We start from the raw sequence: 14,778 nt of genomic DNA, 5'->3' as shown, positions 1-14,778 counted from the left end.
CTTTCCTTTCGGACAAGGATTATTACAGCTAGTCTATGCGCGGGCTTGACCCCCGATGCCCGAACGCCGCCGCCCCTGACCCGCCGATCGCCGAATACCCCGCCGCGCCCGCGCTGGAAGGCATGTCTCCAAGTATGCTAGAATACCGTAAGAGAGGCAGACTCGCTCAAGCGGCGGCTCTAATAGAGTATGATAGGAGATGAAGGATGAGCTGGTTTCATGATTTGGTTAATACGCTATTGGATTGGATTGAAGGCCTCGGTTACTTCGGTATACTGATCGGTCTGATGATTGAAGTCATTCCGAGTGAAATCGTCCTGGGCTACGCGGGTTATCTCGTATCGCAGCATACGGTATCGCTGACCGGCGCGCTGTTGTTCGGGTTCGTCGGCGCCGTCGCGCAGCAATGGATTTTGTACGGCATCGGACGCATTGCCGGCCGGCCGTTCTTCGAGAAATACGGGAAATTCATCAAAATCAGTCCGAAGCATCTCGATATCGCCGAGAAATGGTTCCTGCGCTACGGCAACGGCATCGTCTTCACGGCCCGATTCGTCCCCGTCATGCGCCAGGTCATTTCTATTCCTGCAGGCATCGCGCGTATGTCGTTCTGGCGGTTTACCGCGTTGACCGGTCTTGCGTCCATTCCATGGGTGGTGCTGTTCGTCCTTCTTGGCCGTTCCCTTGGCGACAAGTGGGAGGACATCGACGACAAGGCAGCTCCGTACGTGCAGCCGGCCATTCTGATCGCCATCGCCATTATGATCGTATACGTGGTGTATAAAGTGCTCAAACGCCGCGGGAAATCCATCTAAAACGTTTGTGCCCGGTACGACGGGTTTGATACAATTGGAAATAGAGGAAGCTATGAACCAACCATTTCGCCTGCCAAGGGCGAACAAGGAGGCCTTTATAATGGGTAAAAATGTAGCGAGCAAGCTGGGCAAAGGCATTAGCCCGCAGCAATTCATCGAAGCGATGACGAAGAACCAAGATGCGTTCAAGGATTGGGGCAATCGCTTTGAATGGACGAACGCGGAAGACCGCGAATTTTTCGAATCCATTAACAATCGGGACGACCTGCGCTGCTTGATCATCGCGGCCGATTGGTGCGGCGATGTCGTCCGCAACGTTCCGGTCGTGTTCAAGGCGCTGGAATTGACCGGCATGCCGGTAGAAGTGCTCATCATGGAGCAGCATCTCGAGACGATCGACGAGTTTCTGACGCTGGGCGGCCGTTCGATTCCGGTCGTGCTGATCGTGGATACGGGCGGCGCCGTGCTCGGCCAATGGGGACCGCGCCCGACGTACGTGCAGGAACCGATGGTGGCGTTCAAACAAGCGAATACGGACCGCGAAGCAGCGGATTATCAAGAGAACCTGACGGCGACCCGTCAAGAAATCGGACGCCGCTACGGTGATGGAACGGCGTACCAGCAGCTGATCATTTCCGAGCTCCGCGAGCTGCTGGCTTCCGTTTAGCACGATGCGTATCGAAACGTTTACGCTGGGACCGCTGCAAACGAACTGTTACCTCATCACCGAGGACACCGGCAAACGCGCGTTCGTGGTCGATCCCGGCATGGGACCGAAGCGCCTGATCGGGCGCATCCGCGAGCGTGAAGTAACGATTGAAGCGATCGTGCTGACGCATGCGCATTTCGATCATATGGCCGGCGTGGAAGACATGCGTCAGGCGTTCGGCTGTCCGGTCTATCTGCACGACGAAGAGGCCGATTGGCTCGAGGATGCCCGCAAGAACGGCTCCGCGCGCTGGTCGGACGTTACGCCGCCGCTGACAACGGCTCCCGCGGAATTCGCGTTGTCGGAAGGCCAGAAGCTGGAGCTGATCGGCCATACGTTCCATATCATGCATACGCCGGGTCATTCGCCCGGCAGCGTCAGCCTGTTGTGCGACGGCCATCTGATCAGCGGGGACGTCCTGTTCAAACTATCGGTCGGCCGTACGGACTTGCCGGGCGGCAAGGAACGCGACCTGTTCGATTCCATTCGGACGAAGCTGTACAAGCTGGATCCCGCGGTTCGGGTATATCCCGGCCACGGTCCGCAAACGACAATTGGATTTGAGATGGCAAACAACCCTTACGTGCCGGCCTAACCGCCGGTACGAAGGGTTCTATTCATTCAAATGGAGGAATTGCACACGTGGCTGAAACGAAGCAGCGGATGAAGGATGAAGAAACGGAAGGACTCTCCGGCAAAATCGAATTGACGCCCGAGGAGCTTGCCGCCGAGCAAGCGGTCATCGTCAAGCGGGTGTCGGCGGAGCTGAACCTGCCGCACGGCAAAGTGAAATCGGCGGTATCGCTGCTGGACGAAGGGAATACGATCCCGTTCATTGCCCGCTATCGGAAGGAAATGACCGGCGAGCTGGACGAGAACGAGCTTCGCGCCATCGAAGAGAAGCTGCAATATATGCGCAACTTGGAAACGCGCAAGCGCGAGGTTATCCGGCTCATCGATGAGCAGGGCAAGCTGACGGAAGAGCTCCGCGGCGCGATCAACGCGTCGGTCAAGCTGCAAGAGATCGAAGATCTATACCGGCCTTACCGGCAGAAGCGCAAGACGCGCGCAAGCGTTGCCCGCGAGCGCGGTCTTGAGCCGCTCGCGCAGTGGCTGCTGTCCCAGCCGCGCCAAGGCGAGCCGCTGCAAGAAGCGGCGAAGTATGTCGATGCCGCGAAAGGCGTGGAGACGGCGGATGCAGCGCTGCAAGGCGCGATGGACATCATCGCGGAACAGCTCGCGGACGATCCGAAGACGCGCGCATGGGTGCGCAGATACACGTTCGACCATGGCATCCTGCGCACCGAAGTGAAGGACGCTTCTCAAGAAACGGTGTACGAAATGTACTACAACTACCAAGAGCCGCTGAAGAAGCTGCCTCCTCACCGCACGTTGGCTATTAACCGGGGCGAGCGGGAGGACGTGCTTCGCGTTTCGCTTGATTTGACGGCGGACAAAATCCACGACTACATGGATCGCCAGCTGCTTCGGATGGGAACGGCTGCTGCCGTTCGTTCCGTGCTTCTCGCCACGATCGAGGACGCCTACAAGCGTCTGATCGCGCCTTCCATCGAGCGCGAGGTGCGCGGCGAATTGACGGAGAAGGCGGAGGAGCATGCGATCGGCATTTTCTCCGCGAATTTGCGCAATCTGCTGCTCCAGCCGCCGGTGAGGGGCAATGTCGTGCTCGGCGTCGATCCGGCTTTCCGGACCGGCTGCAAGCTCGCGGTCGTCGACGAGACCGGCAAGCTGCTGGAAGTAGCCGTCTCGTACCCGACGCCGCCGAACAACAAAGTCGCGGAAGCGGAGAAGCTGATCAACGGCCTGATCGACCGGTACCGCGTGGCGCTCATCGTCATCGGCAACGGGACCGCTTCCCGCGAGACGGAGCAGTTCATTGCGACGCTGATCGGCAAACGCAAAGCAGACAAGCTGCAAGGCGCAAGCGAGCTCAAATATATTATCGTCAACGAGGCAGGCGCGAGCGTTTATTCCGCCTCCAAGCTGGCGGCCGAAGAGTTTCCGAAGCTGGACGTGGCCGAGCGCAGCGCGGTTTCGATTGCCAGACGTCTCCAGGATCCGCTCGCGGAGCTCGTGAAGATCGAGCCCAAGGCGATCGGCGTCGGCCAATACCAGCATGACGTCAGCCAGAAGCGGCTCGAAGAATCGCTCGGCGGCGTCGTGGAATCGGCGGTTAACCATGTCGGCGTCGACGTGAATACGGCTTCTCCGTCGCTGCTTTCCTATGTTGCCGGCATCAATGCCACCACTGCGAAGAATATCGTGAAATTCCGCGAGGAAACGGGAATCTTCAAGGATCGGAAAATGCTGCAAAAGGTTCCGCGTCTAGGGGCCAAGACATACGAGCAATGCATCGGCTTCATCCGTATTCCCGAGAGCAGCAATCCGCTTGACCGGACGCCTATTCATCCGGAATCGTATGCAGTCGTCGACAAGCTGTGCAAAGCGCTGGGCTTGAAGCTGGAAGGGCTCGGTACCGAGGCCTTCCGCGAAGCGCTGTCGTCGATCGATCCGGCTAAGACGGCTGCGGACATCGGCGTCGGCGTGCCGACGCTGCGCGACATTGTCGACAGCCTGCTTCGCCCGGGACGCGATCCGCGCGAGGAGCTGCCTGCGCCGATTTTCCATACGGACGTGCTCAGCATCGAAGATTTGACGCCGGGCATGGAGCTGCAAGGCACGGTGCGGAACGTCATTGATTTCGGCGCTTTCGTCGATATCGGCATCAAGAACGATGGACTTGTCCATATTTCGCAGCTGAGCGGCAAATTCGTCAAGCATCCCATGGATGTCGTCTCTGTCGGCGACAATGTGACGGTTTGGGTGCTCGGCGTTGATTCGAAGAAAGGGCGCGTCAGCCTTACGATGCGCAAACCGGGCTGACCGGCGTCAGCCCGTCCTTATCGGCGATTCGAACGCAATCATGAACGTTGAAAAAGGGTGTTATCTCCGAGCAGCCGCGTCGTATCTTGACATCGCTGCAAAGAGATAGCACCCTTTTGAGTTGGTAGAATCGCTGCATTATAGTGTTACGGAATCGTCACCTTGACCTTGACTGGTACGATAGAAATACCAGCAGTCGTTCAACAATCGAATCTGCCGGCGGTCTTTTTTCAGGAAAGCACGCATCAGTTGGTTGCACAGCCATTGCGGCATCGCCCTCGCCCTCCTTCCAGCTCTCACTCGTTGTACTAAGTAGTGTATGGAGGTAGGCGAATGTCCGTGCAGGTCCAACTGACATCTCATGCAGAAAAGTCGTATTTGCCGTGCATTACATGTCGAATTCTTCTTCGTACCACTGTTCCAGCTGCGCTTGAAGCGCGCGGATTTCCGTCAGCAGCGAGATGAGCGGGTACGTTTTCTCCTCGATCGAGGCAAAATCCTGCTCCAGCTGGTTCATGTACGCCAGACCGGAATGGATGACGACGGACTTGTCATGCAGCTCAACGTCTTCGCATTCCGCAATCGCGTAAGGCAGCGCAGGCACATGGCTGGCCGTCAGCTTGTCGATTTCTTTATGCAGGCGCAAATTCAGCGCGCTCAGCTGATAGGCATGCGAAGCAGGCATTTCGACGAACGAAACCTCCTGTCCGTTTTTCATGATGATATATCGCATAATAGCCATACTTTAACTTCTCCCTTCATTAACATCCGATGAATACCTCTTGACAGTGTAGCGTATTCGTCCTTTAAAATTCAAGTATAACCGCTTAAGGAGATTGAAGGATGCAGGATCATGTGTTGCAAGAATGGGTCGAACGGGTATCGCAGCAGTATTTCGGGCTTCCGTTTCGCCATCGGGCTACCTTTAACGGGCGGCTGAAGTCGACGGGCGGCCGCTACTTTACGAAGACGCACAATATCGAGATCAGTCCGCACCAGCTCCGCAATTACGGCGAGGAAGAGACGGAGAAGATCATTAAGCATGAGCTATGCCACTATCATCTTCATATTATGAAGCGGGGCTACAATCACCGCGATCAGGATTTCAAGCAGCTGCTCGCGAGAGTAGGAGGGACGAGGTTCTGCAAAGCACTGCCGGCCGGGGAGAAACGCAAGCCGGAACCGTTCCGTTTCAAGCTGCTTTGCCGCAGCTGCGGCATGGAATATATGCGCAAACGGAAGACCGATCCGCGCCGTTATGCGTGCGGAAAATGCCGCGGACAATTATTATTGTACAAGCTTGACTTCATTTCCAAGACATGATACATTATTTCTTGTCACTAATTGCTATTCCCTGATAGCTCAGTTGGTAGAGCACTCGACTGTTAATCGAGTTGTCACAGGTTCGAGTCCTGTTCGGGGAGCCATTTTTTTTTGGAGAAGTACCCAAGTGGCTCAAGGGGACCCTCTGCTAAGGGGTTAGACTGCGTAAGTGGTGCGAGGGTTCGAATCCCTCCTTCTCCGCCATTTTTATGGCGTTCGGCCGATTGGCCTGTTCTATTAACCTATCTCAATCCTCAAGTGAGAGATGGCCGTTATGGCCCGTTGGTCAAGTGGTTAAGACACCTCCCTTTCACGGAGGTAACAGGGGTTCGAGTCCCCTACGGGTCACCAATTTTACTTTCGATATGGATAACTACATATCACTCCGCGGTCGTGGTGGAACGGCAGACACACCATCTTGAGGGGGTGGCGCTCACAAGGCGTGCGGGTTCAAATCCCGCCGACCGCATCCCAGAAGAACCTGAATTCCTTGCAGTTTAAGGATTTCAGGTTTTTTGTTGTTTTGCAGGGTACTTAGCTGAATAACGGCAGCGGATTTGATGCACAATACGAGGAGTACAGGGGAATGGACGTTATCTTCTGTCATTTAATGGACGGGCGCGAATTCAGAAAAAAATGTTGCTATTGCTTCCCGGGTCTGATATATTAATATTTGTCGTTTGAAAAGAATGTCGAAAAACGACGAAAATCAGGCCCGTTGGTCAAGTGGTTAAGACACCTCCCTTTCACGGAGGTAACAGGGGTTCGAGTCCCCTACGGGTCACCAATTTCACTTTCATATGAGTCATTAGCTCAGTTGGTAGAGCACCTGACTTTTAATCAGGGTGTCGTAGGTTCGAATCCTACATGACTCACTTTTACCTCATTGATATGGACGATTTACATATCACTCCGCGGTCGTGGTGGAACGGCAGACACACCATCTTGAGGGGGTGGCGCTCACAAGGCGTGAGGGTTCAAATCCCTCCGACCGCACCAAACTTACCTATTAAACCCTTGATGATCAAGGGTTTTTATTTTTTTTCGGCTTTGCAGATGCAGGCAGGACTTGAATAGCACGACGCAGCGGCGATCGTTCCCCGATGACTACGGGTGAGCGGTCGCTGTTTTTTTATTGAACATGCGAGACCAGTACGCGAGGATGCTTCAGGAGAATGAGCAAAGAATCAAGATTTTCCGGGCGAACAAGTCAAGATATTCCCTACCCCCGGCTTGCCGTTGCTTCTATTCTATCAAGGAGACGGCAACGACAATCCAAGGACAAGGGGATAGGTATGACGGTTAATGGCATGCAGCGGCTGCGGGTCAGCGGCAATAATCGCTTTTTGGAACGGGGGGACGGGACGCTGTTCTTCTGGCTCGGGGACACGGCCTGGGAACTGTTCCATCGCTTGGACAGGGACGAGGCGAAACGGTATTTGGTCAATCGGGCGGGGCTGGGCTTCAACGTCATTCAAGCCGTCGCGCTTGCGGAATTCGAAGGAGCGACGACGCCTAACGCACATGGGCGATTGCCGTTCAAAGCCGGCGCCGACGGGATGCCCGATCCGCTCCGTCCTGACATGGACGGGCCGTATTCGTACTGGGATCATGTCGATTACATCGTGGACGCGGCGGCAGAACTCGGACTCTACGTCGCGCTCCTGCCGACATGGGGAGATAAGTTCCATCAGGCTTTCGGATTCGGGCCGGAAATATTGAACTTGTCGAACGCGCGCGCGTACGGCGAATGGATCGGGGCTCGTTATCGTGACAGGGCGAATATCGTTTGGGTGCTCGGAGGTGACCGATGGCTGACGACCCGTACTCATTTCGATCTCGTGAACGAAATGGCCGAAGGCTTGGCGGCCGGTGACGACGGCAGCCATCTTATGACGTTCCATCCGCCGGGGGGCCAGACGTCGTCGACCTTCATGCATCGCGAGCCATGGCTTGATTTCAACATGATTCAATCGGGTCACCGCCATCTCGGCGAACGCCAGTCCGACCGGCTCGTCGCCGCGGATTACGCCAGGACGCCAGTCAAGCCGGTCCTGGACGGCGAGCCTTGCTACGAGGATCATCCGCGCGATCACGACGCGGAGAAGAACGGCTATTTCGACGCGGCAGACGTGCGTACGGCGGCTTACTATGCGGTGCTGTCCGGCGCGTTCGGCCATACGTACGGCCATAATTCCGTCTGGTCGATGGCGAAGGAAGCCGGCGACCGGTTCATCATGACTTGGGAACAGGCGCTTGATCGCCCAGGCGCGATGCAGATGGGGCATCTGAGGAATCTGATCGAAACGCGGACAGGTCCCGGCCGGATGCCGGATCCGGCGATGATCGAAGGCAACCGGTCCGGCGCCAACCGGATGGCGGCCTCCCGGGACGCCGGCTGCGCGCTGCTCTATTCGCCGAACGGCATTCCCTTCTATGCGGCGCTCGATCGGTTGGAAGCCGGCCTTGTCCGTGCTTCGTGGTCTGACCCGCGCAGCGGAGGAATGACCGATGCCGGCGAATATCGGGGCAAGGGTACCTGGCTCTTCGTTCCTCCTTCGAGCGGGCGCGGCGAGGATTGGGTTCTGGTGCTCGAGGCGGACCCGCTTGACGGCGAAGAGGGGAGCCGAATCCGCGAGGGGATGAACGGCTCTGAAGAATGCGGAAAGCGAGGGAACGAAGATGGCCGATCATAATACGTACTCGAAGGAACAGCTCTATCATAGAGGGCCGCAACGAACGTTCTCGCACGAAGCAAGGGAGGCCAAATTCCTGCTCGGCGGCATCGGCACCGGCAACGTATCGCTCGGTTCCCGCGGACAGCTGTGCGACTGGGAGCTGTTCAACAGCCAGGGCAAAGGGAACGCGCTGCCTTATTCGTTCTTTGCCATCCGCGCGCAGGCGCAGGGGCAGGAAGCCGTATGCAAGGTACTCGAGGCGCAGCTGACTCCGCCGTTCGCCAATTCGCATGGCTTCTTCGCCGACGAAACGGCCGGCCTTCCGCGGCTGCACGGCTCCCGGCTGCGCGGGGAGTACCCTTTCGCGGAGGTCGAGTTTACGGACGGCGATTTGCCGGTGACCGTATCGCTCGAAGCGTTCACGCCGTTCATTCCGCTCGATCCCGATGACTCCGGCATTCCGGCGGCGATCATTCGGTATCGCGTATCCAATGTGTCGGATCTCCCGGCGGACGTATCGATCGCCGGATCGCTCGCGAACGCCGCCGGCTATGAAGGACGGGAGCTGTTCCACAACATGCGGCTCGCGGGGCAAGTGCGCAACGAGCAGAGGTCGGAGGAAGGGATGCGCGGCGTCTATTTCTATTCGCCGGATCTGCCCGCCGATCATGCGCGCAACGGCACGCTGGCACTTCTCGCCGATGGCGACGGAGTGACCGTCAAGGAAGAATGGCTTCCCGGCGCCTGGTGGGACGGAATTCAGGAATTCTGGACCGATTTCACCGAGGACGGAGAATTGGAGCCGTGGCGGAATACGGGCTCCGGAACGGGCAAGCTGCATGCCGGGGGCAAGGAGCGTTACGGCTCGGTTTGCATCCGCCGCGCGCTGCTCCCGGGGGAATCGCTCGTTTACGAATTCGCGCTGGCGTGGCATTTTCCGAACCGGCCGAACAATTGGCAGGGTCACATCCTGCCGCGCGGCGAGAAGGACGGCATCGTGCGCAACTATTATGCCGGCTTGTTTCGGGATGCATGGCATGCGGGGACGTATCTGATGCGCAACTTGGAGCGGCTTGAACGAGGCTCGCGGGATTTTCGCGGCGCCCTGTTCGGCAGCACGCTGCCGGATTACGTGCTGGATGCGCTCGCGGCGAACATTACGGTCATTCGAAGCACGACCTGTTTTCGCCTGGAGGACGGCAACTTGCTGGGATGGGAGGGCGGCTTCGATCATCGCGGCAGCTGCGAGGGCACGTGCACGCATGTGTGGAATTACGCGCAGACGCTCGCGTTTCTGTTCCCGTCCCTCGAGCGGACGATGCGCCGCGTGGAATTCTTACTGGAGACGGACGAGAAGGGCAGCATGTCGTTCCGGACGAACCGGGTGTTCGGCGGCGAGCGATGGGATATGGTGCCTGCCGCAGACGGCCAGCTCGGCACGATCGTCCGGCTGTACCGGGAGTGGAAGCTGAGCGGCGACGGAGACTTCCTGCTGGAGCTGTGGCCCAAAGCGCGGCTCGCGCTTGATTTTGCCTTCGGCTATTGGGATTCCGACGGCGATTGCGTGCTGGACAGCGAGCAGCACAATACGTACGACGTGGAGTTCTTCGGTCCGAACGCGATGACGAACGGCATGTTCTACGCCGCGCTGAAAGCAGGGGCGGAAATGGCCGCTTTCGCGGGCGACGCCGAGCGCGCCCGCAGCTACGCCGAAGCCTGGGAACAAGGAAGCGCCGCGATGGACGACATGCTATGGGGCGGAGACTACTACATCCAGCGGCTGGACGATGTCGACGCGCACCGGTACCAGCAAGGCACGGGCTGCTTGTCCGACCAGTTGATCGGCCAGTTCATGGCGCATGTCGCCGGACTGGGACATATTCTGCCGCAGGCGCATGTCAGAGAGGCGCTGCGGTCCGTGTTCCGTTACAACTTCCGCACGGACTTCTCGAACCATGCGAACGTGCAGCGCGCTTACGCGCTCGGCGCAGAGAAGGGACTGCTGCTCTGCTCTTGGCCGCACGGAGGACGTCCGAAATTTCCGTTCATCTATTCGGACGAAGTGTGGACCGGAATCGAGTATCAAGTGGCGGCTCAGCTGATCTACGAGGACTGCCTCGACGAGGGGCTGACGATCGTCAAAGCGGTGCGGGAGCGTCACGACGGCATCCGGCGCAATCCGTGGAACGAGGTGGAATGCGGGAACCATTACGCCCGTTCGATGGCAAGCTGGGCGCTGCTTCCCGCGCTTAGCGGTTTCCGTTGCGACATGCCCGCCCGGACGATGAGCTTCTCGCCGAAGGTGTTCCGGGAAGCGTTCGGCTGCTTCTGGAGCACGGGCACGGCTTGGGGGAACTACCGGCAGACGGTCGACGACGATGGACGGACCGATTGGACGATCGAAGTGCTGTACGGCGAGCTGCGGGATGTAACCGTGAACGGCAGGCTGATTTCTCTGGCTGCCGGGGAGCGGCTTGCATGAAGCTTCCGGCTGTCGCCCGCCTGTGCGCCGAAACATAGAGCACCTGTCTAATATTCATATAAACGCAACGGAAGGAACCCGTAGGTGATACGACGGGTTTCTTTGTGTTGGCGGGGAGAAGGAGCGGGCTAAGCGCGTTCGCTGCCTCTCATGCGAAAAATTCAATATTTTCATACCCATCCGTCAAAAATTTAATGAACAAAACCGACTGCTCGCCCTATAATCTACTCAAGGGAACGTTCGGATGACCGACTGCATGGACGACTATATAAACGGCGAGGCGAGAAAACAGTGCTACTTCCACCCAACAACAAGCGTTTTCCAAGAACGGCGCGCACGCTGCTGCTTCCGTATCGCTTCATGACCAAATCGCTTTACCGCAAAATATGGTTTTGTTTCTTCGTTACCATCTCGATTACGGTCGCTACGTTAGGGCTGGATTATTACGTGCAGACGTCGTCCGACATCAAGGAGCGGGCAATCGGCAACATGGAGCAGATCAGCGGGCAGTCCGCCGCGACGCTGGAATCGTACATGCTGAACATGAAGAACTTCGCGTGGGAATATTTCGGAGACAAGGACTTCCAGCAATTCGTCAAGCATCTGGGCTCCGATCCGGAGGCGTACAGCCATTATTCCGCCAAATTCGGACAGTTTCTCACCCGTAATCCCGTCGCCGATCTGGTCGTCGTCAGCCAGATGAACGGCAATCAGCTTACCTCGGGCGGAATCAGCAAGCTGAACAGCCTGGACTTGGACTTCGATCAATTGAAAACGGTTGCACTGCGCAATGACGGCAAAGGCGCCTGGCTGACGACGATCGAGACCGATCCGCGGACGAAGCGCGGCGTCAAGACGCTGATTTTCGCGCAGGCGATCAAGACGATCGATTTCAACTCGGACAACCCCGTCGTCGGCGTCATGTTCATCCGGCTGTCCTCCGATTTCCTGAAGGGCTGGCTCGGGGAGATCGGCAGCGAAGAGCAGGGCCAATACGCCCTGGTTGACTCCGAAGGCGGCAAGGTGATGTTCTCCTTGAACGATAAACAGGCCGGCGAACGTCTGACCGGCCTCGATCGGCTGTTCGATTTCAACTATCACGTCAAATCCCGGTACGTGTATGCCGATCATCTCGGCGAGAAGACGCTGTTCGTGTCCAATAAACTCGACAACACGTCTTGGGTGCTCGTGGGACAAGTGCCGCTTCATACGTTGCTCCGTCAGGTTAACGAGCTGGCGCTGCGGACGCTGATCATCGGCGCGGCCTGCCTGCTGGGCGCGATGATGATCGCCAGCATCCTGTCATCGAAGATCATCACGCCGCTCAAGCAGCTGAAGAAAGGCATCGTTTCCATCGAGAAGGGCAATTACGGCTTCGTCGTGCCCGTATCCTCCAACGACGAGATCGGATATTTCGTCCGGCGATTCAATCATATGGCACAGGAAATCAATGACCTCATCGTCAAGGTGTACGAGGCGGACCTGGTCAAGAAAGACGCGGAGATCCGCTCGCTCCAGTCGCAAATCAATCCGCATTTCCTCTATAACACGCTCGGCATGATCGACAGCTTGGCCGCGCTGCACGACGACGATCGGATCAGCACCATCAGCTCTTCGCTCGCGAAGATGTTCCGCTACAACATCAGCGCAGGCCATATGTCCACGCTCCAGACGGAAATCCGGCAGTTGGAGATTTACCTCTCCATTCAGCAAATCCGGTTCGGAGACCGGCTGATCTATGCGATCGAGACGGAAGAGGGGCTGCAAACGATCCTGACGCCGAAGCTGCTGCTGCAGCCGCTCGTGGAGAACGCCTTCATTCATGGCATCGACCATATGGCGGCAGGCGGGGAGATCCGCATCCGGGCGTACAGCCTGTCGGAGACCGACGCCGCCATCACGGTCTGGAACAACGGTCCGCCGATCGACCCGGCGAAGCTGGAAACGCTGGAGACGATGCTGCAGCAGCCGAATTACGCGGCCAATGCCGCTTCGTCGATCGGATTGTTCAACGTGCAGCACAGAATCAAGCTCGTGTACGGCAGCGCCTACGGCCTCGGCTTCGACAGCGGCGAGACGCAGGGCACGACGGTGACGGTGCGGGTCAAAAAAATGCGGGTGGAGGAAGCTCACCATGAAATTAATGATCGTCGATGACGAACAGCTGATGCGGCAGGGGATCCGCAAGAAAATTCAAATGACCGGGCTTCCGGTGACGGTCGTCGCCGAAGCGGGAGACGGGGAGGAAGCGCTGCATAAGCTGGCCGAGGAGCGTCCGGACATCGTCATCACCGATATCCGGATGCCGCGGATGGACGGCCTCGCGTTCCTGGAAGAAGCCCAGCGGGCGATGCCGGAGCTGCAGTTCGTCGTCGTCAGCGGCTACGGGGAATTCGAGTACGCCCGCAGGGCGATTCAATTCGGCGTGACGGATTATCTGCTCAAGCCGGTAGATAAGGAGGAGCTGAAGGAGAGCCTGGCGCGAATCATCCGGAAGATCGAATGGGGAAGAAGCCAGCGCGAGCTGAGCGCGCAGGCCGAGCAGTGGCGCTCGAGCAGCGAGGCTTCCCTGCGGGATCAAATGCTGAGCAAGCTGATCCAATACGGCGAGGACGGCGGGCAGAGCGCGGCTGCAAGGGACGAGCGGCTGCTTGGCATGATCGCCCGCTGCTCCCATTTCGCCGCGGTCGTCTTCCAGCTGGAGCCGATCGTCCTTCCGCATCAGTCGTTCCGCAAGGAAGACGAGAAGCTGCTCCGGTTCGCCGTGCACAACATTATCGCGACGATTCTCGATTCGTCCGGCCGGGACGGCGTGCTGTTCCGGCACGTCATGCACGAGAATGAGCTCGTCTACGTGCTTGGCGGCCATTCGCCTGTCGAGACCGAGGCGCTGCAGCGGGAGCTGAACGAAATCCTGGACGGAATCCGCCGCCATCTGAAGCTGGAGGCCGCGATCGGCTGCGGCGCCGCCGTCAACCGGATGGAGGTCATCCAGCAGTCCTACCAGCAAGCGAAGCAGGCGCTGCGCAACCGGATCTTCTACGGGGTTGGCCGCGTCTACATGGCGGAGACCGAGTACGTCAAGGCCGAGCCGCATTCCGTCATCTCCCGGGAAGACGAGTCCTACCTGCTCAGCTGCTTGAATGAATGCAACGCCGGCGCGCTGGACGCGTGGATCGCGCAGCGGGTCGAGGCGGTAGCGACGGGAGCGCGGGTCTATTTCACGCATCTGGAAAGCTTCTGCGTGGAGTTTCATCTGCTGATGCGCAAATATCTGCTGACGCAGACGAGTATTCCCGAGTGGATCATCGGGGAGCTGGACGATCTGCTGCACTGGCTGCAGGCGCTGGAAAACTGGCGGAAAATCCCCGGCCAGCTGACGGAAATGGTGCATAACATCATCGGTCATCTATATAAGCTTCGCCACGCATCGGAATACAGCGCGATCGACGAGGTGAAGCGGTACATCGACCAGTCGCTGCACGAGCCGCTGAACCTGCAGATGATCGCCGAGCGCTTCTTCTTCCATCCGAGCTACTTCTCCCGCAGGTTCAAGGAGCGGTTCGGGGAGAATTTCGTCAACTATCTGACGAACGAGCGCATCCGAAAGTCGGAGGCGCTGCTGCGGGATCCGAATTTGAAGATCCAGCAGGTCGCCGAGCTCGTCGGTTTCAAGGACGCGGCGTATTTCAGCAGCGTCTTCCGCAAGGCGACGGGCATGACGCCGAATCAGTTCCGAAGCCGCTCGGCATCTGCCGAATCGCCCGAGGCCGCGACGTGAACGCCGCGTCCGAACGCTTCCGAAAGCCGCCGGATTCGCATGCTCCGGCGGCTTGCGCTGCGAGCGGGGAGGGTGGCATCGTCAAG

The 14,778-nt window shown here is 58.2% G+C and carries 11 protein-coding genes and 7 tRNA genes; 16 read left to right on the top strand and 2 right to left on the bottom strand.

All coding sequences use genetic code 11. The features are described 5' to 3' along the window. Positions 1-206 precede the first annotated feature (206 nt). From GZH47_RS08075 to GZH47_RS08060, 4 genes are all read left to right on the top strand, one after another. A complete protein-coding gene (locus GZH47_RS08075) occupies positions 207-815 on the top strand; it encodes an undecaprenyl phosphate transporter UptA (protein WP_162639623.1) in 609 nt (202 codons plus the stop codon). A gap of 100 nt (positions 816-915) precedes the next feature. Then, positions 916-1,482 (top strand): thioredoxin family protein, encoded by a 567-nt coding sequence (locus GZH47_RS08070; protein WP_162639622.1) that lies wholly within the window; start codon positions 916-918, stop codon positions 1,480-1,482. A gap of 4 nt (positions 1,483-1,486) precedes the next feature. Further along, complete coding sequence (locus tag GZH47_RS08065) at positions 1,487-2,119, top strand: MBL fold metallo-hydrolase (protein WP_162639621.1); 633 nt, start codon at positions 1,487-1,489, stop codon at positions 2,117-2,119. 68 nt (positions 2,120-2,187) lie between these two features. Beyond that, positions 2,188-4,428 (top strand): Tex family protein, encoded by a 2,241-nt coding sequence (locus tag GZH47_RS08060; protein ID WP_162645126.1) that lies wholly within the window; start codon positions 2,188-2,190, stop codon positions 4,426-4,428. A gap of 138 nt (positions 4,429-4,566) precedes the next feature. Here GZH47_RS08060 and cmpA read toward each other — a convergent pair whose 3' ends face one another. Together cmpA and GZH47_RS08050 are read right to left on the bottom strand one after the other, a co-directional pair. Next, a complete protein-coding gene (gene cmpA, locus GZH47_RS08055; protein WP_162639620.1) occupies positions 4,567-4,701 on the bottom strand; it encodes a cortex morphogenetic protein CmpA in 135 nt (44 codons plus the stop codon). Between the two features lie 115 nt (positions 4,702-4,816). After that, a complete protein-coding gene (locus tag GZH47_RS08050) occupies positions 4,817-5,170 on the bottom strand; it encodes a hydrolase/acyltransferase (RefSeq protein WP_162639619.1) in 354 nt (117 codons plus the stop codon). A 101-nt stretch (positions 5,171-5,271) separates the two neighbouring features. Here GZH47_RS08050 and GZH47_RS08045 point away from each other — a divergent pair, with 101 nt between their 5' ends. From GZH47_RS08045 to GZH47_RS07990, 12 genes are all read left to right on the top strand, one after another. Beyond that, positions 5,272-5,751, top strand: a complete 480-nt coding sequence (locus GZH47_RS08045; RefSeq protein WP_162639618.1) for a SprT family protein — start codon at positions 5,272-5,274, stop codon at positions 5,749-5,751. A 28-nt stretch (positions 5,752-5,779) separates the two neighbouring features. Continuing rightward, a tRNA-Asn gene (locus tag GZH47_RS08040) sits at positions 5,780-5,855 on the top strand. 9 nt (positions 5,856-5,864) lie between these two features. Further along, positions 5,865-5,955, top strand: a tRNA-Ser gene (locus GZH47_RS08035). A gap of 72 nt (positions 5,956-6,027) precedes the next feature. Beyond that, positions 6,028-6,102, top strand: a tRNA-Glu gene (locus GZH47_RS08030). A 36-nt stretch (positions 6,103-6,138) separates the two neighbouring features. Beyond that, a tRNA-Leu gene (locus GZH47_RS08025) sits at positions 6,139-6,220 on the top strand. Between the two features lie 243 nt (positions 6,221-6,463). Next, positions 6,464-6,538, top strand: a tRNA-Glu gene (locus tag GZH47_RS08020). Between the two features lie 15 nt (positions 6,539-6,553). Next, positions 6,554-6,626, top strand: a tRNA-Lys gene (locus GZH47_RS08015). Positions 6,627-6,665: 39 nt separating this feature from the next. After that, positions 6,666-6,750 (top strand) — tRNA-Leu (locus GZH47_RS08010). A 296-nt stretch (positions 6,751-7,046) separates the two neighbouring features. Beyond that, the gene (locus tag GZH47_RS08005) at positions 7,047-8,447 is read left to right on the top strand and encodes a glycoside hydrolase family 140 protein (RefSeq protein ID WP_162639617.1); all 1,401 of its coding nucleotides are present in this window, start codon (positions 7,047-7,049) and stop codon (positions 8,445-8,447) included. Further along, a complete protein-coding gene (locus GZH47_RS08000) occupies positions 8,434-10,911 on the top strand; it encodes a GH116 family glycosyl-hydrolase (RefSeq protein WP_162639616.1) in 2,478 nt (825 codons plus the stop codon). The genes GZH47_RS08005 and GZH47_RS08000 overlap by 14 nt, the downstream gene beginning before the upstream one ends. 291 nt (positions 10,912-11,202) lie before the next feature. Next, positions 11,203-13,068, top strand: a complete 1,866-nt coding sequence (locus GZH47_RS07995) for a sensor histidine kinase (RefSeq protein WP_162639615.1) — start codon at positions 11,203-11,205, stop codon at positions 13,066-13,068. Beyond that, positions 13,046-14,692 carry a response regulator gene (locus GZH47_RS07990; protein ID WP_162639614.1) on the top strand — a complete coding sequence of 549 codons (1,647 nt, stop codon included), beginning with the start codon at positions 13,046-13,048 and terminating at the stop codon, positions 14,690-14,692. The genes GZH47_RS07995 and GZH47_RS07990 overlap by 23 nt, the downstream gene beginning before the upstream one ends. Positions 14,693-14,778: the final 86 nt, after the last annotated feature.

Source organism: Paenibacillus rhizovicinus (genome assembly GCF_010365285.1).
Taxonomy (GTDB): Bacteria; Bacillota; Bacilli; order Paenibacillales; family Paenibacillaceae; genus Paenibacillus_Z; species Paenibacillus_Z rhizovicinus.
This window is presented reverse-complemented; position numbering and strand designations above follow the sequence as displayed.